This window comes from Agromyces soli (assembly GCF_022811605.1).
GTDB classification, from domain to species: Bacteria; Actinomycetota; Actinomycetes; order Actinomycetales; family Microbacteriaceae; genus Agromyces; species Agromyces soli.
On sequence record NZ_CP094533.1, the window covers coordinates 2,274,775 to 2,299,870 of the forward strand.

At 72.0% G+C, this 25,096-nt stretch carries 22 protein-coding genes; 9 read left to right on the forward strand and 13 right to left on the reverse strand.

Annotation, left to right across the window (positions count from 1 at the left end; translation table 11 throughout):
- Window positions 1-46: 46 nt before the first annotated feature.
- Window positions 47-631, reverse strand: coding sequence for a TetR/AcrR family transcriptional regulator (locus MTP13_RS10920; protein WP_243567790.1), 585 nt, complete (start codon window positions 629-631; stop codon window positions 47-49).
- A gap of 73 nt (window positions 632-704) precedes the next feature.
- Window positions 705-1,301 (reverse strand): TetR/AcrR family transcriptional regulator, encoded by a 597-nt coding sequence (locus MTP13_RS10925; RefSeq protein ID WP_243567791.1) that lies wholly within the window; start codon window positions 1,299-1,301, stop codon window positions 705-707.
- Between the two features lie 234 nt (window positions 1,302-1,535).
- Between MTP13_RS10925 and MTP13_RS10930 the strand changes: the two genes are divergently transcribed.
- From MTP13_RS10930 to MTP13_RS10950, 5 genes are read left to right on the forward strand one after another with little or no spacing between them, the layout of a single operon-like run.
- Window positions 1,536-2,537 (forward strand): ABC transporter substrate-binding protein, encoded by a 1,002-nt coding sequence (locus MTP13_RS10930; RefSeq protein WP_243567792.1) that lies wholly within the window; start codon window positions 1,536-1,538, stop codon window positions 2,535-2,537.
- Window positions 2,538-2,543: 6 nt separating this feature from the next.
- A complete protein-coding gene (locus MTP13_RS10935) occupies window positions 2,544-3,320 on the forward strand; it encodes an ABC transporter permease (RefSeq protein ID WP_243567793.1) in 777 nt (258 codons plus the stop codon).
- Complete coding sequence (locus MTP13_RS10940) at window positions 3,320-4,156, forward strand: ABC transporter permease (protein WP_243567794.1); 837 nt, start codon at window positions 3,320-3,322, stop codon at window positions 4,154-4,156. The genes MTP13_RS10935 and MTP13_RS10940 overlap by 1 nt, the downstream gene beginning before the upstream one ends.
- The gene (locus MTP13_RS10945) at window positions 4,153-4,947 is read left to right on the forward strand and encodes an ABC transporter ATP-binding protein (RefSeq protein ID WP_230767723.1); all 795 of its coding nucleotides are present in this window, start codon (window positions 4,153-4,155) and stop codon (window positions 4,945-4,947) included. Before MTP13_RS10940 ends, MTP13_RS10945 begins: the two co-directional genes overlap by 4 nt.
- Before the next feature lies 1 nt (window position 4,948).
- Window positions 4,949-7,258 carry an arylsulfatase gene (locus MTP13_RS10950; protein ID WP_243567795.1) on the forward strand — a complete coding sequence of 770 codons (2,310 nt, stop codon included), beginning with the start codon at window positions 4,949-4,951 and terminating at the stop codon, window positions 7,256-7,258.
- 168 nt (window positions 7,259-7,426) lie between these two features.
- Here MTP13_RS10950 and MTP13_RS10955 read toward each other — a convergent pair whose 3' ends face one another.
- The 4 genes from MTP13_RS10955 to MTP13_RS10970 all read right to left on the reverse strand — a co-directional run bounded on the left by MTP13_RS10955 (window position 7,427) and on the right by MTP13_RS10970 (window position 13,603).
- Window positions 7,427-9,091 (reverse strand): amidohydrolase, encoded by a 1,665-nt coding sequence (locus tag MTP13_RS10955; protein WP_243567796.1) that lies wholly within the window; start codon window positions 9,089-9,091, stop codon window positions 7,427-7,429.
- Window positions 9,091-9,927 (reverse strand): molybdenum cofactor biosynthesis F family protein, encoded by an 837-nt coding sequence (locus tag MTP13_RS10960; protein WP_243567797.1) that lies wholly within the window; start codon window positions 9,925-9,927, stop codon window positions 9,091-9,093. The genes MTP13_RS10955 and MTP13_RS10960 overlap by 1 nt, the downstream gene beginning before the upstream one ends.
- 46 nt (window positions 9,928-9,973) lie before the next feature.
- Window positions 9,974-12,037: a primary-amine oxidase gene (locus tag MTP13_RS10965; RefSeq protein WP_243567798.1), complete on the reverse strand. Its 2,064-nt coding sequence runs from the start codon at window positions 12,035-12,037 to the stop codon at window positions 9,974-9,976.
- Window positions 12,038-12,142: 105 nt separating this feature from the next.
- Entirely contained in the window at window positions 12,143-13,603 is a 1,461-nt protein-coding gene (locus MTP13_RS10970; RefSeq protein WP_243567799.1) for an APC family permease, read from the reverse strand.
- Between the two features lie 238 nt (window positions 13,604-13,841).
- Here MTP13_RS10970 and MTP13_RS10975 point away from each other — a divergent pair, with 238 nt between their 5' ends.
- Complete coding sequence (locus MTP13_RS10975; protein ID WP_243567800.1) at window positions 13,842-14,606, forward strand: SDR family NAD(P)-dependent oxidoreductase; 765 nt, start codon at window positions 13,842-13,844, stop codon at window positions 14,604-14,606.
- A 56-nt stretch (window positions 14,607-14,662) separates the two neighbouring features.
- Window positions 14,663-15,478 carry an SDR family NAD(P)-dependent oxidoreductase gene (locus MTP13_RS10980; protein ID WP_243567801.1) on the forward strand — a complete coding sequence of 272 codons (816 nt, stop codon included), beginning with the start codon at window positions 14,663-14,665 and terminating at the stop codon, window positions 15,476-15,478.
- Between the two features lie 65 nt (window positions 15,479-15,543).
- Here MTP13_RS10980 and MTP13_RS10985 read toward each other — a convergent pair whose 3' ends face one another.
- The 7 genes from MTP13_RS10985 to MTP13_RS11015 all read right to left on the reverse strand — a co-directional run bounded on the left by MTP13_RS10985 (window position 15,544) and on the right by MTP13_RS11015 (window position 22,666).
- Complete coding sequence (locus MTP13_RS10985) at window positions 15,544-16,245, reverse strand: ABC transporter ATP-binding protein (protein ID WP_243567802.1); 702 nt, start codon at window positions 16,243-16,245, stop codon at window positions 15,544-15,546.
- The gene (locus tag MTP13_RS10990) at window positions 16,242-18,035 is read right to left on the reverse strand and encodes a branched-chain amino acid ABC transporter ATP-binding protein/permease (protein ID WP_243567803.1); all 1,794 of its coding nucleotides are present in this window, start codon (window positions 18,033-18,035) and stop codon (window positions 16,242-16,244) included. The genes MTP13_RS10985 and MTP13_RS10990 overlap by 4 nt, the downstream gene beginning before the upstream one ends.
- Window positions 18,022-18,882 carry a branched-chain amino acid ABC transporter permease gene (locus MTP13_RS10995; RefSeq protein ID WP_243567804.1) on the reverse strand — a complete coding sequence of 287 codons (861 nt, stop codon included), beginning with the start codon at window positions 18,880-18,882 and terminating at the stop codon, window positions 18,022-18,024. Before MTP13_RS10995 ends, MTP13_RS10990 begins: the two co-directional genes overlap by 14 nt.
- Before the next feature lie 88 nt (window positions 18,883-18,970).
- Window positions 18,971-20,152: an ABC transporter substrate-binding protein gene (locus MTP13_RS11000; RefSeq protein WP_243567805.1), complete on the reverse strand. Its 1,182-nt coding sequence runs from the start codon at window positions 20,150-20,152 to the stop codon at window positions 18,971-18,973.
- A 221-nt stretch (window positions 20,153-20,373) separates the two neighbouring features.
- Window positions 20,374-20,766: a nuclear transport factor 2 family protein gene (locus tag MTP13_RS11005; protein ID WP_243567806.1), complete on the reverse strand. Its 393-nt coding sequence runs from the start codon at window positions 20,764-20,766 to the stop codon at window positions 20,374-20,376.
- Between the two features lie 5 nt (window positions 20,767-20,771).
- The gene (locus tag MTP13_RS11010; RefSeq protein ID WP_243567807.1) at window positions 20,772-21,581 is read right to left on the reverse strand and encodes a MoaF C-terminal domain-containing protein; all 810 of its coding nucleotides are present in this window, start codon (window positions 21,579-21,581) and stop codon (window positions 20,772-20,774) included.
- 125 nt (window positions 21,582-21,706) lie between these two features.
- Window positions 21,707-22,666 (reverse strand): AraC-like ligand-binding domain-containing protein, encoded by a 960-nt coding sequence (locus MTP13_RS11015; protein ID WP_243567808.1) that lies wholly within the window; start codon window positions 22,664-22,666, stop codon window positions 21,707-21,709.
- 185 nt (window positions 22,667-22,851) lie between these two features.
- Between MTP13_RS11015 and MTP13_RS11020 the strand changes: the two genes are divergently transcribed.
- Both MTP13_RS11020 and MTP13_RS11025 read left to right on the forward strand, forming a co-directional pair.
- Window positions 22,852-23,379, forward strand: coding sequence for a hypothetical protein (locus MTP13_RS11020; protein ID WP_243567809.1), 528 nt, complete (start codon window positions 22,852-22,854; stop codon window positions 23,377-23,379).
- A gap of 194 nt (window positions 23,380-23,573) precedes the next feature.
- Window positions 23,574-25,070: a glyceraldehyde-3-phosphate dehydrogenase gene (locus MTP13_RS11025; RefSeq protein WP_279399723.1), complete on the forward strand. Its 1,497-nt coding sequence runs from the start codon at window positions 23,574-23,576 to the stop codon at window positions 25,068-25,070.
- Window positions 25,071-25,096 lie beyond the last annotated feature (26 nt).

The window sequence follows — 25,096 nt, forward strand, 5'->3', positions numbered from 1 at the left end:
TGCCCGACTTCGATGGAAGTCGGGCAGCTCGGTTTCGCGACTGGGGCTAGAGGCGGTCGAAGAAGGCGCGGAGGTGCGCCTCCTGCAGCGCGGGCGTCGAGGTCTGCGGCGAGATGAGGCTCATGATGTTCGCGCCGACGTTCAGCAGCACGATCTCGTCGACGAGCTGCTCGTCGGGCGTCGCCGTGGTGATGTCGCCGTCCTCGCGGCCCTCGGCGAGATAGCGGGCGAGCGCGTCGCGCCAGACCGCGAGGTGCGCGAGGTAGGCGTCGTGGAGCGTCTCGTTCGAGACGGCGCGCTCCCAGAAGGAGAGCAGCACGCGGCCGGAGGTGATCCGCTCCTCGTCGAGCGGCATCGCGGCCCAGCAGATGGCCCGGAGGGCGGCGAGGCCGCGCTTGCCGGCCACCTCGGCCTCGATGTGCTCGCCCATCAGCCCGAGCGAGCGCTCGTAGGCGCCCTGGACGATCTCGTCCTTGCCGGGGAAGTAGTGCTTCAGTGCGCCGTTGGCGAAGCCCGCCTCCGCGGCGATCTCGCGCATCGTCGCGGCCTCGATGCCGCCCTTGACGATAAGCCGCCAGGTGACGTCGACGATGTCGCGACGTCGTTGGTCGTGGTCGATCACCTTCGGCATCCGGCCCTCTTCCATCCTCGCGCGGGCGGCGCAGATCGCCGACGCTCACGCGTCAACCAGTGTAGGCGAACGATCAGCGGCGGGCGCGGAAGCGGTCGAGCAGCGCGTCGAGCCCCTGGTCGAGGTGCGCGTCGCCCGCCTCGTCGGGCATCAGCACGGCGATCATCTGCCAGCCGGCGTTCCTCGCGGAGACCTCGTTCACCGCGGTCGCGATGTCGATCCCCTCGGCGAGCTCGCCGTCGTCGCGCGCCTCGCCGAGGAAGCGGTGCATGAGCTGACGCCAGCGCAGATTGTGCTCGCGGTGGATCTCCCAGATCTCGCGGTCCTGGGCGGCGTGGTCCCAGAATGCGAGCACGACCTTCGCGTAGCGCGGGCCCGCCTCGCCGAACGGCAGGATCTCGAGGCACATCTCGCGGAGCGCGGCGAGCCCCCTGAGTCCCTCGACGCCGGCCAGGATGCGGTCGTTGGCCTGGGTGTGCAGCCGCTGGAACGCCGCGGTGAGCACGCTCTGCTTGTCGGGGAAGTAGCGGGCGATGGCCCCGTGCGCGTACCCGGCCTCCGCCGCGATCTCGCGCATCGTCGCCCGCTCGAAGCCGTCGCGCACGATGAGCCGCATGAGCGCCTCGACGATGTGGGCGCGCCGCTCGTCGTGATCCACGATCTTCGGCATGGCGCACCTCCTGTCGCGACGATCATACGGATGCCTCGGACCGATGATGCGCTCCGGTCGGGGCGGGATGCGGCGTTTCGTCTCCATTTGGTGATTATCGTTACCCATCCGTGATCCAGCACCACGCGAAGGTCGGTATCGTTTAGTCACCAATCGGTGACTAACCGTTCGTGGCGAACCGATCGCCCTCCCTGATCGAACCGGTCGCATCCCCCGACGACGAAGGAGTCGCTCATGAAGACCACCTCCCGCATCGCGGCGGCCGTGGCAGCCATCCCGCTCGCGGCGCTCGCGTTCACGGCCTGCTCATCCGGTGCGCCCGCGGCCACCGACGGCGCGGACGGCGGCACGACCCGGCTCAAGGTGGCGACCATCGGTCTCACCTCCGACGGCGCCCTGCTCACCGGCATCGAGCAGGGCTTCTTCGAGGAGGAGGGCCTCGAGCTCGAGACCAGCGTCGTCGCCAACCCGCCCGCAGGCCTCGCCGCCGTGCAGAGCGGGCAGGTCGACATCGCCTACTCGCCGAGCATCCCGCTCCTGAACGCGCTCAGTCAGGGCGTGCCCGTGAAGGTCATCGGCGCCGCCGACGGCTACCCGGAGGACGCGGCCACCGCCGAGGACCCGGCCGCCCTCGACGACACCGGGCTCTTCGCCGCCGCCGGCAGCGGCGTCGCCGACGTCGCCGACCTCGCGGGCAAGACCATCGCGATCCCGGCGCGCAAGGCGCAGCTCGAGGTCGTCATCGCCGGCGAGCTCGAGAAGGCCGGGATCGACCCCGCGAGCGGCGTGAACTGGGTCGTGCTCGATTTCACCTCCGCGGTCGCCGCGCTGAAGAACGGCACCGTCGATGCCGCGGGGCTCGTGAGCCCCTTCACCACCGAGGCCGCCGCGGCGGGCGCGACGCAGATCTCCGCCCCCTCGGTCGGCTTCTTCGAGCGCGGCGCGACGGGACTCTGGACCGCCGGCGCCTCGACCGTCGAGCAGAAGGCCGACGCGATCGCCGCCTTCCAGCGCGCCCTCGTGAAGACGAACGCCTACGCCACCGAGCACCCCGAGGAGGCCATCCAGGCCGGGCTCGACTACACCGGCTCGACGCTCACGCTCGACGAGGTCAAGGTGCCCGTCTGGCCGGCCGAGGTGAAGGCCGAGGACCTCGAGCTGCCCAATGAGAAGATGGTCGAGCTCGGCTTCCTCCAGAAGCCCGTCGAGCTCGACGGCGTCATCGTCACGGGCTGATCCGGCATGCGCGTCCCGCTCCTTCGAACCGGAGTCGGCGCGGCCGGCGCGGTGGCGGCGCTCGGCGCCTGGCAGCTCGCCGCCACCGCCGGCCCGCTCGCCGACTCGCCACTGCCGACCGCGGCGGACTCGATCGGCACCCTCGCCCGCCTCTTCGCGACCCCCGAACTCTGGCGGGCGCTCGGCGACACCGTCGTCATGGCGATCGCCGGCCTTCTGCTGGCCACCGTCGTCGGGGTGGTGCTCGGCGTCGGCATCGGCACCTCGCCGCTCGCCATGCACGCCACCCGCGTGCCGCTCGAGTTCTTGAAGCCGATCCCGCCGATCGTCATCCTGCCGATCGTCGTGCTCGTGCTCGGGCCCACGATGGCGATGGGGGTGTTCCTCGTCTTCTTCGGCTGCTTCGTCGCGATCGCCGTGCAGTCCGCCGCAGGCGTCTTCGACACCGATCCGGTGGCCCGGGCGACCGGCCGCTCCTACGGCATGGGCCGCGGCGAGATCCTCACCAGGATCGTGCTGCCGAGCGCCCTGCCGTACATCGGCACCGCCATCCGCGTCGCCGCGCCGACCTCGCTCATCGTCGCGGTCGTCGCCGGACTCCTCGGCGGCGGACCCGGCCTCGGCCAGAGTCTGCTGCTCGCGCAGATCTCCGGTGACCAGGCGCAGCTGTTCGCCTACGTGCTCGCACTCGGCATCCTCGGGCTCCTCGTGCAGGGCCTCAGCCAGTGGGGCGAGCGGCGCCTGCTGCACTGGCACCCGCAATACCGGAAGGAGATCAGGTGATGGTCTTCACCTCATCCATCCCCGCCCGCACCTCGGTCGCGCGCCGCGCCGGCCGCAGCGGCACGCCGCGCTGGGTGCTGATCGGCACCGAAGTACTCGTGCCGATCGTGCTGCTCGGGCTGTGGTGGGTTTCCTCCGCGAACTCGACGAACACCTTCTTCCCGCCGTTGCAGGTGATCCTCGAGCGGCTCCTGCAGCTCGTGCAGACGCCGACGTTCCTCGTCGACGTCGGATCCTCGCTCGGCAACCTGCTGCTCTCCTTCGTGCTCGCGAGCGTCATCGGCGTGCTGCTCGGCGCCGCCCTCGGCCTCGTGCCGGCGCTCGCCTGGTTCGTCGAGCCCACGATCCACTTCTTCCGGGCCATCCCGCCCGTGGCCCTCGTGCCGATCTTCGTTTCGCTCATCGGCTTCGGCAACGAGACGCGGATCCTCTCGATCACGCTGGCCGCCCTCTTCCCCGTGCTCATCTCGACGATGGACGGGATCCGCGGCACCGAGCCCACCCTCGCCATGGTGAGCCGGGTGTACCGGATCGGCTGGTTCGACCGCCTCGTCTCCGTGACCCTGCCCGCAGCGAGCCCGCGCATCCTCTCCGGCATGCAGGTGAGCCTCATCACCGCCTTCGTCGTGATGATCGCGAGCGAGATGCTCGGCTCCTCGACGGGGCTCGGGGCGGCCACCCTGCTCGCCCAGCAGTCCTTCGCCATCGCCGACATGTGGGTCGGCATCCTCGTCCTCGGCGTGATCGGCTACGCGACCACGGCCGTGTTCACCCTCTTCCGGCGCCGCGTGCTGCGCTGGTACCTCGCCTCGCAACAGCAGGAGAAGAACGCATGACCTCCGACACCCTCCGCGATGCGCCCGTGCGGCTCAGCGTCCGCGGCCTCGCCAAGAGCTACGACACCAAGCGGGGCAGCGTGCCCGTCATCGCCGACCTCACCTTCGACGTGCGCGTCGGAGAGATCGCCTGCATCGTCGGCCCCTCCGGCATCGGCAAGACGACGCTGTTGAAATGCCTGACCGGCCTGCAGTCGATCAGCTCGGGCCAGGCCCTCATCGACGGACGGCCCATCGACGGGCCGCCGGAGGAAATGGCGCTCGTCTTCCAGGAGTACACCCGCTCCCTCATGCCGTGGCTCACCGTCGAGAAGAACGTGCGCCTCCCGCTGAAGCACCTGCGACTCCCGGCGGCCGAACGGGAGGAGCGCATCCGCGGCGCGCTCGCCGCGGTCGGCCTCGCCGGCGCCGAGTCGAAGTACCCCTGGCAGCTCTCGGGCGGCATGCAGCAGCGCGTCGCGATCGCCCGCGCCATCGCCTACCGGCCCGAGGTGCTCGTGATGGACGAGCCCTTCGCCTCCGTCGACGCGCAGACGCGCTTCGAGCTCGAGGACCTGTGCCTGCGCATCCGCGAGCAGTTCGGCATGACGATCGTCGTCGTCACGCACGACATCGACGAGGCGGTGTACCTCTCCGACCGCGTGATCGTGCTGGGGGAGCGGCCCGCCCGGGTCACCGAGATCATCGACGTCGACTTCGGCGGAGCTCGGGACCAGCTCACGACGCGCGCGGTACCCGAGTTCGCCGAGCTCCGCAGCGAGGTCTTCGAACTCATCCGGAAGGCGGGCTGAGGTGGCGGAGCGCCGCGGCTACGAGCGCTTCGCCGGCCGGGCGGCCGAGTTCGCCTCCGAGTCCCGCCCGTCCTGGCCCGACCGCCCGCAGGCCCCGGCCGGAGCGCCGAACGTCGTGGTCATGCTCGTCGACGATCTCGGCTTCAGCGACCTCGGACCCTTCGGCAGCGAGATCCCGACGCCGAACATCGACCGGCTGGCGGCGGGCGGCTGGGTCTTCACGAACTATCGCACCGCGCCGATGTGCTCGCCCGCGAGGGCCGCCCTGCTCACCGGGCTCAACCCGCACCGGGCCGGCTTCGGCTTCGTGGCGCACATCGATCCCGGCTACCCGGGCTACGCCTGCGAGCTGCCCGAGGACGCGCCCACCCTCGCGGAGTCCCTGCGCGCCGGCGGCTACGCGACGTTCATGGTCGGCAAGTGGCACCTCACCGTCGAGTCGCGCCTGCACGACGGCGCCGACCGCGCCAGCTGGCCGTTGCAGCGCGGCTTCGACCGCTACTTCGGCAGCATGGACGGGTTCACCGCGCTGCACCACCCGCACCGGCTCGTGCGCGACAACTCGGTCGTCGACGTGGCGGAGTTCCCCGAGGGGTACTTCCTCACCGATGAGCTCACCGACGAGGCGCTCGGCATGATCGACGAGCTCCGGGCGAACGACGCGGCCAAGCCGTTCTTCCTCTATTACGCGCACACCTCCGTGCACGGTCCGATCCAGGCGAAGGCCGAGGACATCGCCCGGCACGCCGGGCGCTACGAGCAGGGCTGGAACGCGCTCCGGGAGGCGCGCTTCACCCGGCAGCGCGAGCTCGGCGTGGTGCCGCCGTCGGCGGTGCTGCCGCCGGACGAGCTCGCCGACGGCGAGCGGATTCCGCACTGGGACACGCTGACGGATGCCGAGCGCGCCCTGTTCGCCCGGCATATGGAGGTCTACGCCGCCGCCGTCGACGAGGTCGATCAGAGCGTCGGCCGGCTCGTCGCCCGGCTCGAGGAGCTCGGCGAGCTCGATCGCACGATCATCGTCGTCGCGAGCGACAACGGCGGCACCGCCGAGGGCGGCCCCAGCGGCACCCGCAGCTACTTCGCCCAGTTCGGGCTCTCGGGGGAGCTGCCGGCGGACTGGGTCGCCGACGTGCCCCGCGAGCTCGACGAGATCGGCGGCCCACGGGTGTTCGGCCAGTATCCGACGGGCTGGGCGCGGGTGTCGAACACCCCGTTCCGCTCGTTCAAGTCCTCGACGTACGAGGGCGGGGTGCACGCCCCGCTCGTGGTCTCCTGGCCCGGTGCGCCCGGGGCCGTGCGCGGTCTGCGCGAACAGTTCGTCTTCGTCGCCGATCTCGCCCCCACGATCCTCGAGCTCACCGGGGTCGCGCCACTCGTCGAGCGTGCCGGCCGCCCGGCGCAGCAGCCCGACGGCCGCAGCATGGCGGAGCTGCTCAGCGACCCGGCCGGAGCCGGGCGCGAGGCGCAGTACTTCGAGTGCGTCGGGCGTCGCGCGCTCGTCGCCGGCGACTGGAAGGCGCTCTCAGCGGCCCCGCCGGCGCGAGCGGACGGCGCGGCCGGCGGGCGGTGGGAGCTCTACGATCTCGCGGCCGACCCCACCGAGACACGCGATCTCGCCGCCGGCGAGCCGGCGCTCGTCCGGGAGCTCGCCGAACGCTGGCGGACCGAGGCGTGGCGCAACACGGTATTCCCCTTGGACGACGACGGCTCGCTGCAGGACGTGCGACCGGCGGGGGAGTCGGCGCTGTCGGAACCGGTCGTGCTGCCGCCGTTCCGGCCGCCCCTCGAACGCTTCCGCGCCTCGCGCCTCACCGTGCTGCGCTCCTTCGCCGTCGAGGTCGAGCTGCTCGTCGACGCGGATGCCTCGGGCGTCGTCGTCGCGCACGGCGATCAGGGCGGCGGGTACCTGCTCGCCGTCGACGAGGGGCGCTGGCTGCTCTCCTACAACGCGTACGGCGAAGTGCACCGCGCGCGAGGCGGGCGGGTGGCGTCCGGCCCGCACGGGGTGCTGCTGAGGGTCGACGAGCTCGACGGACTGCGCTGGCGGCTGACGCTCGAGGTCGACGGGACCGTCGAGGCGATCGTGCCGTCGGTGCCGATGCTGTTCGGCATGGCGCCGTTCACCGGCATCAGCGTCGGCTACGACTACGGCGGGCCGGTGGACTGGGGGCTGCACGAGGCGCACGGCGCCTATCGCTTCACGGGCGGGTCGATCGAACGGCTGCGCTACGTACCGGGGGAGCCGTCGCGGCACGACCGGCGGGTGCTCCTCGCGATCGACGAGGCGGTCGCCGCGATCGCGGACTGACCGGAGGGGCGGATCGGCGCAGGGCACGGCGCCGATCCGCCCCACTGGTTCCCTGAGCTTGTCGAAGGGAACGCCGCCCTGGCTCCCTGAGCTTGTCGAAGGGAATGCCGCTTCGACAGGCTCAGCGAACCAGACAGGTCAGCGACCCACACGGGCTCAGCGAGCCGCTCAGCGCACGTACACGCGGCGCCCGGCGAACCAGGTCTCGGCCACCGTCGTGCGCACGAGCTCCTCCGCGGGGCGCGCGAAGGGGTCGCGATCGAGCACGACGAAGTCGGCCGACTTGCCCGCGACGAGCGACCCGGTCTCCCCGCCGAGGCCCATCGCCTCGGCGGCGTTGATCGTGAACGCCGCCATCGCCTCGTCGAGCGTGATGGCCTGCTCCGCCCACAGCGTGCCGGGGAACACCCCGGCGGGGTCGGCGCGGGTCACGAGGCCGTGGATGCCCTCCCACGCGTTCGGCGACTCCGAGACCGGCCAGTCCGAGCCGCCCGCGATGAGCGCCCCCGCGTCGAGCAGGGCGCGGTTGGGCTGCATCCGGCCGGCCCGCTCGGCGGGCAGCACCGTCGCGATCGCCTCCGGGATGACGCCGGGGAACCAGATGAACGGCGACATGTCCGCCGAGACGCCGAGCTCGGCGAAGCGGGGGATGTCGGACTCGGCGACGAACTGCCCGTGCGCGACCTGGTAGCGGGTCTCGGTGAAGCCCTCGGCGCGCAGCCGCGCCACGGTGTCGAGCACGAGGCGCACCGCGGCATCCCCGGAGCAGTGGATCTTCGCCGACAGCCCGCGCTCGGCCGTGCGCCGCAGCCAGCCCCAGAGCTCCTCGGGCGGGAGCGTCGTCTCGCCGAGGAAGTGGTCGCCGTGCGCGTCGTCCGGCAGGTACGGCTCCAGGAAGGCACCGGTGCGGGCGGGCGGCACGCCGTCGAGGAAGATCTTCACGAAGTCCGGCCGGTGATGCTCGGTGCGGAACGCCTCGCCCTGCCAGACGAGTCCCTCGCCGACGGGGTCGTAGCCGAAGATCTGGTCGTTCACGGTGAGGGAGGAGACCACCCAGGCATCCAACTCGCCGTCCGCGTCGAGGGCGCGCAGCGCCTCGAGGATCTCGAGCGAGACCGCGGCGTCCTGGAACGCGGTGACGCCGTAGCTGTTCAGCAGCTCGACACCGCGCCTGGATGCCGCGCGGTGCTGCTCGGCGGTGAGCCGGCGCGTGCGGGCCATGGCCTCTTCGACGGGCAGCCCGGCGGACTCCAGCAGCACGCCGGTCGGCCGCCCGCTGACCGGGTCGAGCTCGATGACGCCGCCCTCGCCGGGATCGGAGTCGGCCGTGATGCCGGCGAGCTCGAGCGCACGGGAGTTCGCCCAGCGGTTGTGGCGGGAGTCCTCCATCAGCATCACCGGGCGACCGCCGGATGCCTCGTCGAGTCTGGCCCGGGTGGCGTCGTTCGAGATCGCGGTGCGCAGATTGCTGCCCCACGCCCCGCCCGTGATCCAGGCATCGGCGGGCAGCCCGGCCGCGTACTCGCGGACCGCCGCGAGCACCTCCTCGACCGAGCCGGACGACGAGAACGACAGCTCGAAGAGGTCGGTGCGCCCGGCCAGCGCGTGGTGGTTGTGCACGTCCACGAGGCCGGGCATGACGAATGCGCCGTCGAGGGCGCGCCGCTCGGTGCCCTCGCCCGCGAGCGCGAGCGCGTCGGCATCCGTGCCGACGGCGAGCAGCCGCCCGCCGCCGACCGCGAGGGCTTCGGCCCACGGGGCCGCGGGGTCGCCCGTCCAGATGCGGCCGCCCGTGAGCACGAGCTCGGCGGGACCGCTGCTCGCCGTCGCCATCAGCGGGAGGTGTCGTACTCGTCGGGGTGCACGGTGACCGAGATCAGTCGGCCGTGCGCGCCGAAGGTGAAGTGCGTCGGCACCTCGCCCGACTCGTCCAGGCCGAACAGCACGCCGTGCGAACGGATCGCGCGCGCGTCGCGGTGGTCGGCGATCGTCACCGAGGCGCAGGGGATGACCTTCTCGCGCCAGGCGAAGACGTAGATGCCCGGGCGGATCTGCCACACCGAGTTCTCGTCGGTGTCGGCGAGGCCGCGCTCCGGGCCCGCGAGGCACTGCCAGGTGTACCACTGCGGCGAGAGGTAGATGTGCTCGTACGCGTGCACCGGGCTGTAGACCCACTGTACCCGGCGGCCGATGAGCGTCGTCGTCGGGGCGGGGGCCTCGCCCGTGAGCTCGATGCCCTCGATCTGCGAGGGCACGAAGATCTGCTGCACGCGGGTCTTGCCGGCCTCCGCCTCGGGCAGGATCAGGCTGATCACCGCGAGCGCGTGGCCGCTGCGGAAGTCGAGCACGAGCGTGACGGCCTCGTTCGGCAGGTACTCGTGGTGGAACTGCACGTAGTACAGCTCGTCGTCGACCTTCACCGCCTCGTACGCGTCGGTCTTCGCGGCGGCTTCCGTCGGGTCGCCCGCGCCGGGCTGGTAGTCCCAGTCGACGGTGTGCTCGTTGAAACGGTGCACGATGCGCGTGCCGCGCTCGTCGACCACGGCGACCTCGCGGCCCACGAGATCGAGCGAATGCGGCGCCTTGTTCGCGTCGAACCCGGGCGCGAGGCCGTCGAGCGGCAACCAGGTCGAGGTGTCGGACAGATTCGTGGCGGTGTCGGTCATCATGCTCCAGTCGTCGTCATCGTCGGGGTGGTCTCAGGGGTGCAGAGGGTCAGTGGCTGCAGCGGCACTCGCCGCCGCCGCAGCATCCGCCCGAGGCATCCGCGCCGCCCTCGCCGGGCGCGCAGTGCGCGGCCGCGCCGTCCGGCAGGTCCATCGCCGGGTTCTGGTCGAGGAAGCCGTGCGGCTTGAACCAGAAGCCCGAGTAGTCGACCGGCATGATCGGCCAGTCCTCGGTGCGCGGGATGTGCGTCGGCCCGAAGACGTGCCAGAGCACGAGGTCCTCGCCGTCGAGGCTGCGGTCCGCGGCCGTCCACTTCGGCAGGCCGTCGCCGGAGTGCGCGTTCGGGTAGAAGCCCGCCGGGTAGAGCTCCTCGGGGTCGTAGCTGGTGCCCCACAGGTGCTTCGTCGCGAAGGCGGCGCGCGCGGCGACCGAGGAGTCCGGCTGCGCCGCGAGGAGCGCCTTGCCCTCGGGGATGAGCCAGTAGGCGGTCGGCTTGCCGACGACGTTCGTGCGGTGCGCGCTGCGCACCTCCCAGACGCGGCCCGTCAGGCCGTTCGCGACCCGCTGCGCCGCCGACTCGCTCGCCAGCTGCACGTCCGACCAGGTGAAGGCGTTGCCGTAGGGGTTGTCGGGACCGGTCGGGATGCCGACCATCTCGATCTCGTGGAGCGTGTTGTCCTCGCCGTCGATCGCCGCGTCGATGCGGGCGCAGAAGAGGTGCTGGTGCACCGGCGTGAAGATGCCGGGCGCAATCTCGGGCGCGTGCGGGTTGTCGCTGCCGGCGATGCCGGCGCCCGCGAACACGATGCCCGTCGCCTTCGCCTCGACCTGGATCGAACCGTCGAGGTAGAAGTACCAGAAGAAGCCGTAGTCATAGTTGCCGATTGTGGAGAAGTAGCTCACCACGAGGCGGCGGCTGCGGCGCGTCTCCGGGGTGCCCGCCAGATCCGTGTGCTTCCAGAGGATGCCGTAGTCCTCCTCGTGCATGCACACGGCCTGCGGGATCTTCACGGGGTTGCCGTGGTCGTCGGGCACGAAGGCGTCGAAGTAGTGGATGACGCCGAGGCAGTCGCAGCCGAGCGCGAGCGAGTTCGCGTTCTTGCCGAGCAGGTACTCGCCCGCGTCGAAGTAGCTGATCCAGTGCCGGCTGATCGAAGTGTCGCCGTAGGGCACGACCATCTCGGGCACGCTCGCCCGGTGCGCGACCGAGCGGTGCTCCTCGCCGTCGCGGAAGGTGATCTGGTTCAGCACCAGGCCCTCCTGCTGGGTGAAGCCGACGCGGAAGCGCCAGTTCTCCCACTCCACCAGGCTGCCGTCGACCGAGAAGCTCGGGCCCTCGGGCTGGGTGATCTCGATCGGCTTCAGCGTGGTGCGGGCCGGGCCCTGCGCCGCCGCCGTGTAGTTGCCGTGCTGCATCGGCACGGGCACGTCGCCCTCGTCGTCGATGCGGATCACGCGGCGCGCCGTGAGATCCACGTGCACGACGAGCCCTTCGACCGGGTGCGCCCACGGGCTGTCCTGCTCGTCGAGGCGCAGGTACGTGTGCGAGCGCAGCACCCGCTTGCCGACCTCGTCCGCACGCCCGAAGTAGCCGGGGGCGAGCGGCGAGCAGAAGGCGAGCTCCATGTGCTCCTCGAGGCCGCGGCGACGCATCGCCGCCTGCCACTCGGGGGAGGCCTTCACGATGGTCGCCGCGTCGTCGTACTCCTCGAAGAGGTACTGCGGCTGGCCGTACGGCGCCTCCGTGTTCGGCAGCACGCGGAACGCGTCCACCTCGCCACGGCTGACCGCCACGATGGCCTCGCTCGCGACGCCGGTGTCCCGGTCGAGCAGGGTGACGCGGATGCGCCGGTCGAGCGGCTCGCCCGGCCGCCACGCGGCGAGGTCCGCCTTCGCCGGGTCCACCGGCAGCATGCGGGGCACGCGGGTGGATGCCGAGACGTGCCCAGCCTCGTCGAGGATCCGCCGCGCGGCTGCGATCTCCTCGGCCGTCAGCGGGTCGAGCGGGTGCTCGGCGCGCTCCGGGCTGGTCACCCGGGAACCGTGCGTGTGCGTGGCGTCGGGGCCGTGGGAACCGGCGGGGCGGAGGGGGAGCTCGGCGTGGTGCGTCATCGTCGTCCTCGATCAGGGAATCGTTGCGTCCAGTATCGGCCGAGGCGCCGGCCGCACGGTTGACCGTGCGCGCCGACGCCTTGACGTTGCGTGCGAAGAGCCCTCCTACTCCACGACCTCGGTCGCGCGGGTGTGCACGTTGAACTTCTCGAGGTCAGTCTCGAGGCCCGCGTAGACCTCGGGCTTGCGCCGCTTGAGGTACGCCCCGTAGCCGATCCCGCCGATGACGGCCGCGGCGAGCAGCAGCGGCAGCAGTCGGATCCACAGCTCCTGGGAGCCCGCGACGACGTCGAAGTTCCAGATCGCCAGCAGCGAGATCGCGGCGATGCCGAGGAAGCCGATGCCCGGCGCGATGAGCGTCGACCAGAGCCGGCTGTCGCGCTGCCGCCGGAACGCCACCACGATCGAGAGCGCGGCGAGCCCCTGCAGGATGAGCACGCTGAGCGTGCCGAAGCCGAGCATCGCCGGCACGAGCGTCACGATCGGGTCGGCCCCCGCGAGGAAGAAGACGATCGCCATGATCGCCGCGAACCCGGCCTGCACGGCGCCGGCCACCTTCGGCGTGCCGTTCGCGCCCGTGCGGGCGAGCGCCCGCGGCAGCACCCGGGCCCGACCGAGGGCGAAGAGGTAGCGGGTCGCCGAGTTGTGGAACGCGAGCATCGCGGCGAAGAGGCTCACGAGCAGCAGGATCATCATCACGGTGGTGAGCGGCCCGCCGAGGTACTGCTGCGAGAGCGAGAAGATCAGGTCGCCGGTCGGCAGGTGGTCGATCGCGGTCTGCTGCGCCTGGGCGACGCCCGTCGCACTCACGACGGCCCACGTGGTGACGCCGAGGATGAGGCCGATCGCGGTGATCGCGATGTACGTGGCGCGCGGGATGGTGCGCAGCGGGGTCTTCGCCTCCTCGCTGAAGAGCGCCGTCGCCTCGAAGCCGAGGAAGCCGGTCGCCGCGAGCAGCAGGCCGATCGGCAGCGAGCCGGAGAGCACCCACTCGGGGCTGAACGCGGCGACGTCGTAGCCGGTCTGCACGAGCACCGAGATGTCGAACACGACGAGCATGAGCACCTCGAGCACGAGGCAGACGCCGAGGATCTTCGAGGAGAAGTCCACACCGACCCGGGCGAGCACGAAGCACACCACGATCGAGGCGAGGCCCCAGACGAGCCAGTGGATGTTCACCCCGGTGAGGTCGGAGATGATCGTCTGCATGAAGAAGCCGCTCGTGCCGATCGTGCCGACGACGAAGAAGTTGTAGCCGAGGGTCGCGATGAGGCCCGCGACCAGCCCGCCGGTACGACCGAGGCCCTTCACGACGAAGGCGTAGAAGCCACCGGCGTTCACGAGCTGCTTCGACATCTGGCCGTAGCCGATCGCGAACAGCAGCAGCACGATCGCGACGATGAAGAACGAGGCGGGCGTGCCGCCGCCGTTGCCGAGTGCGATCGCGAGCGAGGCGACCACGATGATGCCCGTGAGCGGCGCCACGGCCGCGAGCACGAGGAAGACGATGCCGGCCACGCCGAGGGCGTTGCGCCGGAGTTCATTGGGGGCGGAGTGTTCGCTCACTGCTGGATCCTTCGATCTCGGGAACTGGGGGTGCAGCTCTGGGGGTAGCAAGGATTCTGGCGCTGAGGCGGTTGCCTCGGCTTGACGCCGAGCGAACGGCAGTGGTGTTGCAGCGCACGGTCGCGCGGCGCGTCTGCCGGGCGGCGGGTCGACCGGTGCAGGATGGCGGATGCCGGCGGGTGCCGATCAGGGGGCGCCCGCCGGCGCACCATCGCACGACGGCAGAGAGGCCAGCCGGATGAGACTCGGACTCGAGGGACGCCCGGCGCTCGTCACGGGCGCGGCGAGCGGCATCGGCCGCGCGGTCGTGCAGCGCCTGCTCGACGAGGGCGCGCCGGTCGCGGCCCTCGACCGGGACGCGGACCGCCTGCGGGCGGCGTGGGACGGCATGGCCGGCGTACTGACGCTTCCGGCCGACGTCGCCGACGAGGCATCCCTCTCCCGTGCCGTCGAAGGCGCCGTCGCCGAGCTCGGCGGCCTCGCCGTCGTCGTCGGCTGCGCCGGGATCTCGGGCCCCGTCGGCACGAGCCTCGACGAGACCCCGCTCACCGACTGGCAGGCCGTCTTCGCCGTGAACGTCACCGGCTCGTTCCTGCTGCTGAAGCACACCGCCGCGGCCCTCCGCGCCGAGGCCGCCCGTTCGGGCGACGCCGCCGTCGTGCTGCTCGCGAGCGACTCCGCCCTCGTCGCCGCCCCCGGCATGGCGCCGTACTGCGCCTCGAAGGCCGCGGTCGTGCAGCTCGCCCGCGCCGCGTCGGTGGAGGCCGCCGGCACGGGCGTCCGGGTGAACACCGTCTGCCCCTCCGTCGTCGACACGCCGATGAGCCGGGGCGACCTCGGCCTCGAGGAACGCGGCTTCGACGGACTCGACTACCCCGTGCAGCGCCCGGAGGAGGTCGCCGACGAGGTGCTCTTCCTCGCGTCGCCGAGGGCGCGCGCGATCACGGGAACCTCGCTCGTGAGCGACTTCGGCTACACGGCCCGCTCCGGGTTCCCGGCCTGAGCGCCGCAGCCGCGCCGGGCGGACCACACCACCGCAACGACAGGAAGGAGCCCGCCATGGGCTACGCGGGATCATCGACGGCGGGCAAGGTCGTCGTCATCACGGGCGGCGGCACCGGCATCGGCGCCGCCATCGCGGAGCGCTACGCGGCGGAGGGGGCGCACGTCGTCGTCGTGGGCCGCCGCCGCGAACCCCTCGAGCGGGTCGCGAACGCGATCGGCGCGCTCGCCGTGGAGGCCGACGCCGCCGACGCCGAGTCGGCGAAGCGCGCGGTCGCCGAGGTGCTCGCCCGGCACGGCCGTCTCGACGTGCTCGTCGCGAACGCCGGCGGCCACGGCTTCGCCGCCGTCGGCGACACCGACGACGCCGCCTGGGAGGCCGCCATGCGCGCGAACCTCACGACGGCGTTCGTGATGGCCCGGGAGAGCCTGCCCGCCCTCATCGAGTCGAAGGGGCAGATCGTCGTGATCTCCTCCCTCGCCGGGCTCTTCGCCGGGCCCTCCGTCGCCGGCTACACGGTCGGCAAGCACGCCCTCATCGGCCTCACCCGCACGCTCGCGCGCGACTACGGCCGCCACGGCGTGCGGGTGAACGCGGTCTGCCCAGGCTGGGTGCAGACGCCCATGGCCGACGAGGAGATGGACGAGTTCGCCAAGCACGCCGGCTTCGACGGCGGGCGCGAGGCCGGCTATGCGGCGGTCACGGCCGACGTGCCGCTGCGCCGTGCCGCCGCGCCCGCGGAGATCGCCTCGATCGTGCGTTTCCTCGGTTCGGGGGAGTCCTCCTACATGACCGGCTCCGTGATCGTCGCCGACGGCGGCGCGCACGTGGTCGACCTGCCGACGATCGCCTTCGAGCACGCCGGCATGTGACGAACGCCGAGTTGCCCGACTTTCATGGAAGTCGGGCAACTCGGGTTCTTCGTCGGCGTGCTCGCTCAGGCGGCGGCGCCGCCGAGGTAGGCGCGGTGCAGCAGGCTCGCGTCCTCGCGGAGCGTCGCCGCCGGGCCCTGGAAGCTCACCTGGCCGCTCGCGACGACGAGCGCCTCCTCGGCGAGGCCCAGCGCGAGATGCGTGAACTGCTCGACGAGGAGCACCCCGACCCCCTGCTCGGCGATCTCCGAGACGATCGGCAGCAGCCGCATGAACACGACGGGCGCGAGCCCGAGCGACATCTCGTCGATGAGCAGGAACCGGGGCCGGGCGGCGAACGCTCGGGCGAGCACCACCATCTGCTGCTCGCCGCCGGAGAGCAGCGCGGTCGGCGCGTCGATGCGCTTCTCGAGTTCCGGGAAGCGGGCGAGCGCGGCGTCGATCTCCGCCGGGGTGCGGGCGGTCAGCGAGAGGTTCTCCCGCACCGTCAGCGAGGGGAACACCGCCCGCCCCTGCTCGATGTGCACGATGCCCTGCTTCGCCCTGGCGACCCGGGAGAGCTTCTCGATCGGCGTCCCGTCGATGCGGATCGTGCCGGCCGAGATCTGCGCCACCCCCGAGATGCCGTCGAGCAGGCTCGTCTTGCCGGCGCCGTTCGGGCCCACGAGGGCCGTCACCCGCCCCTGCTCGAGCGTGAAGGACACGCCCTGGATGACGGGACCCGCGCCGCGGCTCACCGCGACGTCGTCGATGATCAACGCACTCACAGCATCTCCGTCTCACCCATGTACGCCTTGATGACCGCGGGATCCGCGAGCACCTCGTCCTGCGGGCCGCTCGCGAGCACCCGGCCGAAGTCGAGCACGGTGAGCGTCGAGCACACCGTGCGCACGAGGTCGAGGTCGTGCTCGATGAGCACGATCGCCATGCCGTAGCGGGCGGGCACCTCGCGCAGGCGTGCGCCGAGCTCGAGGTGCTCCTCGTGGGACAGGCCCGCGGCGGGCTCGTCGAGCAGCAGCACGCGCGGCTTCGCGAGCACGTTCGCGGCGACCTCGACGAGGCGGCGCGTGCCGACGTCGACGCCGGCGAGCCGAGTGCGGGCGGGCGGGCAGCCGAAGAAGTCGAGCACCTCGGCCACCTCGTCCGCAGTGACCCGGCGGCGCGCGACGAAGCGCACGTAGGCGTCGACGGTGAGGGCGGGCGGCACCCGGTCCTGCTGGAACGTGCGACGGAGCCCCAGCCTGGCCCGCTTCGTCGGCGACATCCGGCCGAGCGCCGTGCCACCGAGCCGCACGGTGCCGCTCGCGTGCGGCAGGAAGCCCGAGATCGCGTCGACGAACGTCGACTTGCCCGCGCCGTTCGGGCCGATGAGCCCCATCACGCTGCCGGCCGGCACCTCGAGGCTCACGTCGTCGAGCGCCTTCAACGCGCCGAACTGCACGGTGAGGCCGGTCACCGACAGGGCCGGCTCGCCGCTCGCAGCGGGTGCGGCCGGCACGGGCGGCACGGATGCCTCCGCGGGCGGCTCCACCGCGGCCGGATGCGCCGCGGCATCCGCCTTCGCCGTCTCGCGCGCGGCCGCGGTGCGACCGTCCGCGCGCTTCCACCAGAGGTTCCGGATGCCCTGGCCGAGGTTCGTGCCGCTCGTCAGGGCCTGCACGCCGAGGGCGCCGAAGATCACGAAGCCCCAGTCCTGCGGCACGCCCCAGCGCTTCAGCAGCTCCGGGACGAGCACCCACAGGATGCCGCCGAAGATCGCCATGTCGATGAGGTACGCGCCGCTCATCACCGCGAGCACGTAGAGCGCGAGCGACTGCAGCGGCGTGAAGCTCGACGCGAAGGGCAGCTGCACCTGGCCGGCGAGGAGGCCGCCCGAGATGCCGCCGAGCGCCGCGGAGACCGCGAAGGCGGTGAGCTTCGCCTGCTGCACGCTCTGGCCGACGGAGGCGGTGCCGCGCTCGCTGAACGCGACGGCCTTCCAGCTCGAGCCCCAGCGGCCGCGCTGCAGCCAGAAGACCACGAGGCCGCAGACCGCGAGCACGATGATGCTGAAGAAGAAGTAGCCGCGGTCGGTCGAGAAGCCCTCCGGCCGCAGTACGGGGATGCCGTCCTTCGAGCCGGGGAACTGGATCTGCAGCAGCGTCACGTCGAACGCCGCCGCGAAGCCGAGCGTCACGACGGCGAGGTTGACGCCGCGCAGCCGCAGGGCCGGCAGGCCGACGAGGATGCCGACGACGCCCGCGGCGAGTCCGCCGGCGATCAGCCAGACGACGAATCCGCCGGGCACCTCGAGCACGTTGAACAGCGAGACGACCCAGGCGCCCACCGCGGCGAAGGTGAGCTGGCAGAGCGCGATCATGCCGGCGGAGCCGGTGACGATGCCGAGGCCGAGGATCGCGATGGCCGCGGTCACGGCCGAGACCGCGAGGAAGACGAAGTAGCCCGAGAGCCCCACGCTCAGCAGGTACCCGGCGACGACGCCCGCCACGGCGACGCCGAGCGGCCAGGCGAGGCGCAGGGCGCGCGAGCGGGCGGGGCCGGAGTCAGCGTGCGGCATCCCACACCTCCTTCCGCTGCGTCCAGAGCAGCAGCACGACGATGAACAGGAACGGCAGGAAGTTGCGGATGAGCGAGACCTCGTCGATCTGCGCGACGAGGCCCGAGAGCACCCCGAGCACGAGTCCGCCGACGACGGCGAGGTCGAGCCGCTTGAACCCGCCGAGGAGGGCCGCCGCCGCCGCGGGCACGATCAGCATCGCGAGGCTGATCGCGTCGTTCGACTGGGTCGGGGCGACGACGACGATCGCGATGGCGCTGATCACGCCGGTCACGACCCAGACCGCGATCGAGAGGGGCTTCGAGGGGATGCCGAGCAGCTCCGCCGTCGTCGGCCGCTCCGAGAGCGCGCGGAGCCGGGTGCCGATCGCCGTCCGGGTGAGGAGGATGCGCACCGCCACGGCGACGACGATCGCGAGGGACACCGTGACGAGCGTCACCTGGCTGATCACGACCCCGCCGACGGTGAACGCGGGGCCCGAGATGATCGAGGCGAAGGGCTGCGGCTTGTTGCCGAACAGGATGAACGAGAGCGAGATGAGCAGCAGCAGCGGGCCGACGGTCATCGCCGAGCGGGTGGTCGTGTCCGCCTCGGACAGCCAGGTCGCCGCGATCCAGCCGATGACGCCGGACAGGACGCCGGCCAGCAGCACCCCGAGCACCGAGCCGAGCCAGATCGGCACGCCGGTCTCGGTGACGAGCCACACGGCCACGAATCCGCCGAACATGCCGGTCGCGGCCTGCGAGAAGTTGACGACGCGCACGAGGCGCGACATGAGGGTGAGGCACACGGCGAGCACCGCGTACAGTCCGCCGGCGGCGAGTCCGGCGAGCGCGCCCTGCAGCATGGCGTGCTCCTTCCTTGCGGGGTTCAGGGAGGGGTCGGGGAGCGAACGGCGGGACCGGCCGGGGGGATGGCCGGTCCCGCCGTCCGGCTCACTCCGGGATCACGATCCAGTCGTCCCCGTTGGACTCCCACGCGTTGGTGCCGCTCAGCAGCTTGATGGGCCAGCCGGCGGTGTTGTCGTGGTGCGCGTCGGCGGTGCCGAAGACCCAGGGCGTGCCGACCATGGGGTTCTCGATCGGCTTCATGTCGTGCAGCGCCTTCGTGACCGTCTCGCGGGTGATGTCGCCGTCCATGCCCTCGAGCACCTCGATGAAGTACTTCGCGGCGAGGAAGCCGCCCTGGCTGAAGGAGGTGAGCGGGATGTCGTTCGCCTCCATCAGCTCGCGCCACTCCTTGTTGACGTCGCTCTCGGCGTCGGTGAAGGGGTAGAACTCCGCGGGCACGTAGACGCCCGCTCCGACGTCGGAGACGGCCTTGGCGAAGTTCTCGCTGTAGACGCTCGTGAGGTAGAGCCAGGTCACGTCGTCCCAGCCCTGGGCCGCCGCGGCCTTGACCTGGCCGATCGCGTCCGGCTCGACGGGGTTCACGGCGACGGCCTTGCAGCCGGCGTCCTTCGCCTTGACGATGTACGGCGTGTAGTCCGAAGCGCCGTAGGGCACGGTGTCGTCGACGTAGATCGGCTCCTTGCCCGTGACCTCGGTCCAACGGTCGATCGCGGCCTGGTAGGTCGGCCGGGTCGAGCCGGCGATCTCGAGCAGGACGCAGATGTCGTCGAGGCCGAGCACCTCGGAGCCGTAGTACAGCGTCAGCGTCATGTCGTTGAACGGGCCGACGTTCGCGGGGGCGATGTTCGGGGTCGAGAAGCAGCCGGTGTCGACGCCGATGCCCGGGATCGAGAGGATCTGCTCCTGCTCGTAGTACTGGGCGTTGATCTCGCACTCGATGAGGCTCGCGGAGCCGACCATCGCGACCGCCTCGTCGCTGCCGACGATCTCGCGGGCGGCCGCCGACGCGCTCGCCGGGTCGCCCTTGTCGTCGAGCGACTTGTACTCGATCTTCCGGCCATCGAGGCCGCCGGCCTCGTTGAAGGCGTCGAAGACGGCGGCCGCGGCGAGGCTCGCCTCGGGGAAGGTCGCGGGGCCGCTCTTGGTGTTCACGGAGCCGACGACGATGGGCGAGCCGTCGCCGCCCCCGTCGCCGCCGGCGCACCCGGCGAGCACGAGCGCTGTCGCGGCGGCCAGGGCCGTCGCGCCGAGAAGGTGATGCTTCATTGGATCCTGCCTCTCGATGGCCGCGGGGGTCGACCGCGGCATCCGTCGTCGCTCCGGGCACGGAACGACGTTGGTGCGTGGCATGCAGTCTCCAGCCGCGCCGCGCGCCCTGGAATGCCGTGCAGCGCACGACGCTTGCCTGAGCGGGAAGACGCGTGCGCCGCGTCCCGGGTCGCCCGCCCGGCACGGGGCGGACGACCCGGCGACGGGGGATCGGCGGCTCAGTCGGGGCGGATGGCCCGGTTCACCAGCTCCGTGTCGGTGAACTGCTCGAAACCGGTGACGCGGCCCTCCGCGAGACGCCAGACGTGCGCGACGCGGGCGGCGAAGAAGCGCCCCGTCTCGCGGTAGGTGCCCGAGTAGGTGCCGATGCCGACGACCGTGGCGCCACCGTCGACGACCTCGTCGATCGTGAGCGTGTAGTCGTCCCACTCGGCCTGGATGCGCTCGAACACGTGCTCGGCGACCGCCTGGGGTCCGACGTAGGTGCCGGCGTACGGGAAGCCCGCCGCCTCCGTCCAGCGCACGGAGTCCGCGAGCGGCGCGAGCATGCCGGCGAGGTCGCCGGCGTCGGAGGCCGCGTAGTGCGCCCGGATGATCTCCGCGTTGCCCATCCCAGTCACACCGGCTGCGCGTCGGGGTATGCGACCGAGCCGAGCGGGTAGACGTGCCCGCCGGCCTTGGAGTGCTCGCTGCGGCCGTCGCCGGTGAGGCCGAGGAAGTTCCCGGTCGTCATGAGCTGGTAGCCGAGGTCGTGCAGCCACACGCTCGCCACCGCGATGCGGAACTCGCGGAAGCAGAACAGGTACAGCCCGTCGTCGAGCTTCCAGACGGTCGAGAGGTCCATGTCGCCGTGGCCGCGCTGCACCCCCTCGAGGCACTGCCACGCGTAGCGCAGGCTCGAGACGTAGACGTGCTCGTAGAGGTGTTCGGGGCTGTAGCGGTAGACGTTGCGCTTGCCGATGAGGTCGCGACTCGGGCCGGGGGCCTCGCCGCTCGGCTCGGCGCCGTCGATCGTCGCGGCCCAGAAGGTCTGGCCGACCCGGGGCACGTCGTCCGGCGTCTCGTCGTCGGCGATGCGGCTGAGCACCACGATCGCGCGGCCCGTCGGTGCGGAGAGCACGACCGTGATCGACTCGCGCTCGCGGCTCTCGAGGGGGAGCGTCACGAAGTGCACGCCCTCGCGCACCTCGACCGCGTCGTACGGGTCGACCGCGGGCGCGTCCTGGGCGAGTGCGCCGCCGCCCGTCCAGCGGACGGTGCCCTCGTCGAAGGCGAGCTCGAGCCGTTCGCCGTCGTCGAGCGAGAGCCCGACCCGGCGGCCGGCGAGCGAGCCGCTCGGCAGGCGGTACGTGTCGATCCCCGCCGCGAACTCGTCGTAGGTGTGCCAGTCCTCTTCGCCCTTCACCGGGGCGGTGGTGTCGGTCATGCTGCGTCCTTCCGGTCGGTGTTCGAGCCATGCTCGGCCGGGGCCGGAGTCCGCCTCAAGGGCGACGGGATGATCGTGCGGGGCTGGTCAATCCGCGTGCCGCGCGCGGCAAGCTCGGCCCGCGCTCAGCGGGCGCGGAGCTCGCTCGGCGCGTGCCCGTAGGCGGCCTTGAATGCCCGGCTGAAGTGCGCGGCGTCGACGAAGCCCCAGCGCGCCGCGATGGCCGCGACGGGGCGGTCGGCGTAGAGCGGGTTCATCAGGTCGCGGCGGCAGCGCTCGAGCCGCCGGGTGCGGATCCACGTCGACACGGTGGTGCCCTGCGACTGGAAGAGCCCGTGCAGGTGCCGGGTGGAGATGTAGTGCGCGGCCGCGATCGATGCGGGGCCGAGCTCGGTCGAGGCGAGGTTCTCGTCGATGTACGCGCGGATGCGCTGCATGAGCGCCTGGTGCGGGTCGCCGCCCTCGCGGTCGAGGTCGAGCTCGCGGGCGAACACCGTCGTCACGAGGTCGAGGGCGCTGTGGGTGAGCCGGACGCCGGCCGAGCCGTGCAGCTGCTCGAGGTTGCCGGCGAGCTGCGTGAGGTACGGCACGACCAGGGCGCCGAGCCCCTCGTCGCCCGCCATCCGGACGGCGGTCAGCTGCCCGACGACCTCCGAGGGCAGGTCGATCAGGTGCTTCGGGAACATCACGACCATGGTGCGGAACTCGGCGTCGAACACGAGCGAGTAGGGCCGGTTGGTGTCGTAGACGGCGAGGTCGCCCGGGCGCAGCACCGCCTCGCGGTTGTCCTGGATGAGGATGCCGGAGCCGGCGAGCATGAGGCTGAGCTTGAACGAGCCGCGGTCGCCGCGGGCGATGAGCTCGGGGGTGCGCTCGACGACGTGGTCGGTCGCCCGCACCTCGCTCACGTGCACCTCGTCGACGTTCGCCGCGCGGATGAGGCCGCGGAACGGGTCGGGATGCTCGCTCGTCACCTGCAGCGGGACGAAGGCGTCGCTCACGGCGGTGCGGAAGGCGGAGAAATCACGCGCGAGGATGGTCGAGACGGGGCCTGGCTCGGGACGAGCGGCGGGGGAGCTGTGCACGGGTTCACCTCGATGTGCTCGGAACGCGACTGCGTTGTATACGATCCGTAGCGGCGAGCTTAGCAGGCTCCCGCGGGCGCGGCACCCGCCCCGGAACGGGGCCCGACGGGCGTCGGTGCGCTCCCGGTCAAGCCCGCTGCGCCCGCGTCACTGCCCCGTGGTCCGGGGCTCGCTAGCGTCGGAACGTGCTCGCCCCCGTCCTCACCGCCGCCGCCCTCGGGCTCACCGCGGCGTCCGGCGCCTGCGCGGGCCTCGCCGTCGCGCGCCGCGCCGCGCCGAAGCGGGTCGTGCCCGCGGCGATCGTGATGGCGGTCTCCGCGGTGGACATGCTGCTCCCCGGCACCCTGCTCGCCCCCGTCGCGTGGGGCGCGCTCCTGCTCCTGCTCGCGCTCGGCCTGCTGCTCGGCCGCACCGCCTCGGCCGCCCGCGCCGAGCTCGCCTGGCACGCCGGGGCGACGCTCGTGATGGCGGCGATGTGGTTCGGGACGGCGGTGCCCGCTGCGGCGTTCGCCGGCGAGCCCGCCGCGGCCCACGCCGGGCACGGCGGCCCGGTGCTCGGGGTGCTCCTCCTCCTCGCGGCGCTCGCGCTCGCCGTGGCGGCGTTCCGGCACCTGCCGCGGGCCCGTCGCCATGAGCCGGGCATCGCCGCGTGGCGGCATCCGCTCATGGCCGTCGCGATGCTGGCCATGCTCGCGGCCATGCCCGCCTGGTGACCGCCGGCGTCGGGTCGGCTCCCGCGCGCGGCGCGAACTGAGCGACGCTCGACGCACGGTACACTGATGGCGGGCCGAGGTGCCGCCGCGTCCAGTCCTTCCCACTCCGCGGGTCCGTACAATCCCAGACACCCCCGTTTTCGAGTGCGGTCGACGCTGCCCACCTGTGCGCGCGCGGCCGAGAAGGACGCAACGTGAGCCACGAGTTCGAAGCCCGACGTCAGGACTGGATCGCCCGAGAGGAGCTCGCCGAGCGGATGATCCCGCTCATCGGCGGCCTCTACCGCGACCACGGAGTGGTCACGAGCATCCACGGCCGGCGGCTCATCAACCGCTCGGCGGTCGAGCTGCTGAAGGCGCACCGCTTCGCCCGCCAGGCCGGCGACGTCGAGCTCGACCTCGAGGACACCATGCGCGTGCTCGAGGCCCTGCGCGACATCGCCCCCGGCCCGGCCTCGATCGACGTCGCCCGCCTCGTCAGCCGCTACGCCGACGCCGCGGGCGAGCTCGACGACGCCGCCGCGCTCGCCGACTTCCTGCGCGCCGAGCTCGCGCCCGTCCTCGTCGACGTCGACGCGGCCCCGGCCCCGGGCACCGACGTCGTGCTCTACGGCTTCGGCCGCATCGGGCGCCTCCTCGCCCGCATCCTCATCGCCCACTCGGGCGGCGGCCAGGGGCTGCGCCTGCGCGCCATCGTCGTCCGCCGCGGCAGCGACAACGACCTGCAGAAGCGGGCCAGCCTGCTCCGCCGCGACTCGGTGCACGGCCCCTTCCAGGGCACCATCGAGGTCGACGAGGAGGCGAACACGATCCTCGCGAACGGCACGCTCATCCAGGTCATCTACTCCGACGACCCCGCATCGATCGACTACACCGCCTACGGCATCCGCGACGCGATCGTCGTCGACAACACCGGCCGATGGCGCGACGAGGCCGGCCTCGAGCAGCACCTGCGCTCCACCGGGGTCTCCCGCGTGCTGCTCACCGCACCCGGCAAGGGCGCCATCAAGAACATCGTGCACGGCATCAACCACGACGTCATCGAGCCCGGCGACCGCATCCTCTCCGCCGCCTCCTGCACGACGAACGCGATCACCCCGGTGCTCGCGGCCGTCGACGAGGCGTACGGCGTCGTCCGCGGTCACGTCGAGACGGTGCACTCCTTCACGAACGACCAGAACCTCATCGACAACTTCCACAAGGGCGACCGTCGTGGGCGCTCGGCCGTGCTGAACATGGTCATCGCCGAGACAGGCGCGGCGAAGGCCGTCTCGAAGGCGCTGCCGCAGCTCGAGGGCAAGCTCACCGGCTCCGCCATCCGGGTGCCCACGCCCGACGTATCGCTCGCCATCCTGAACCTGCAGCTCGAGCGGCCGACCGACAAGGCGACCCTGAACGGCTTCCTGCGGCAGACCTCGCTGACCTCGCCGCTGCGCCAGCAGATCGACTACATCGAGTCGCCCGAGGTCGTGTCGACCGACTTCGTCGGCTCGAACCGCGCCGGCATCGTCGACGGGCTCGCGACGATCGCCGACGGCACCGACGTCGTGCTCTACGTCTGGTACGACAACGAGTACGGCTACTCCTGCCAGGTCGTCCGCGTCATCGAGGCGATGGCCGGCAGCCACCCGATCGTGCTCCCCGAGCGTGCGCCGGTGGTCGTCGAGCGCGAGATCGCCCCGGTCTCCTGAGCCGGCTCGCGACGTAGGCTGAGGGC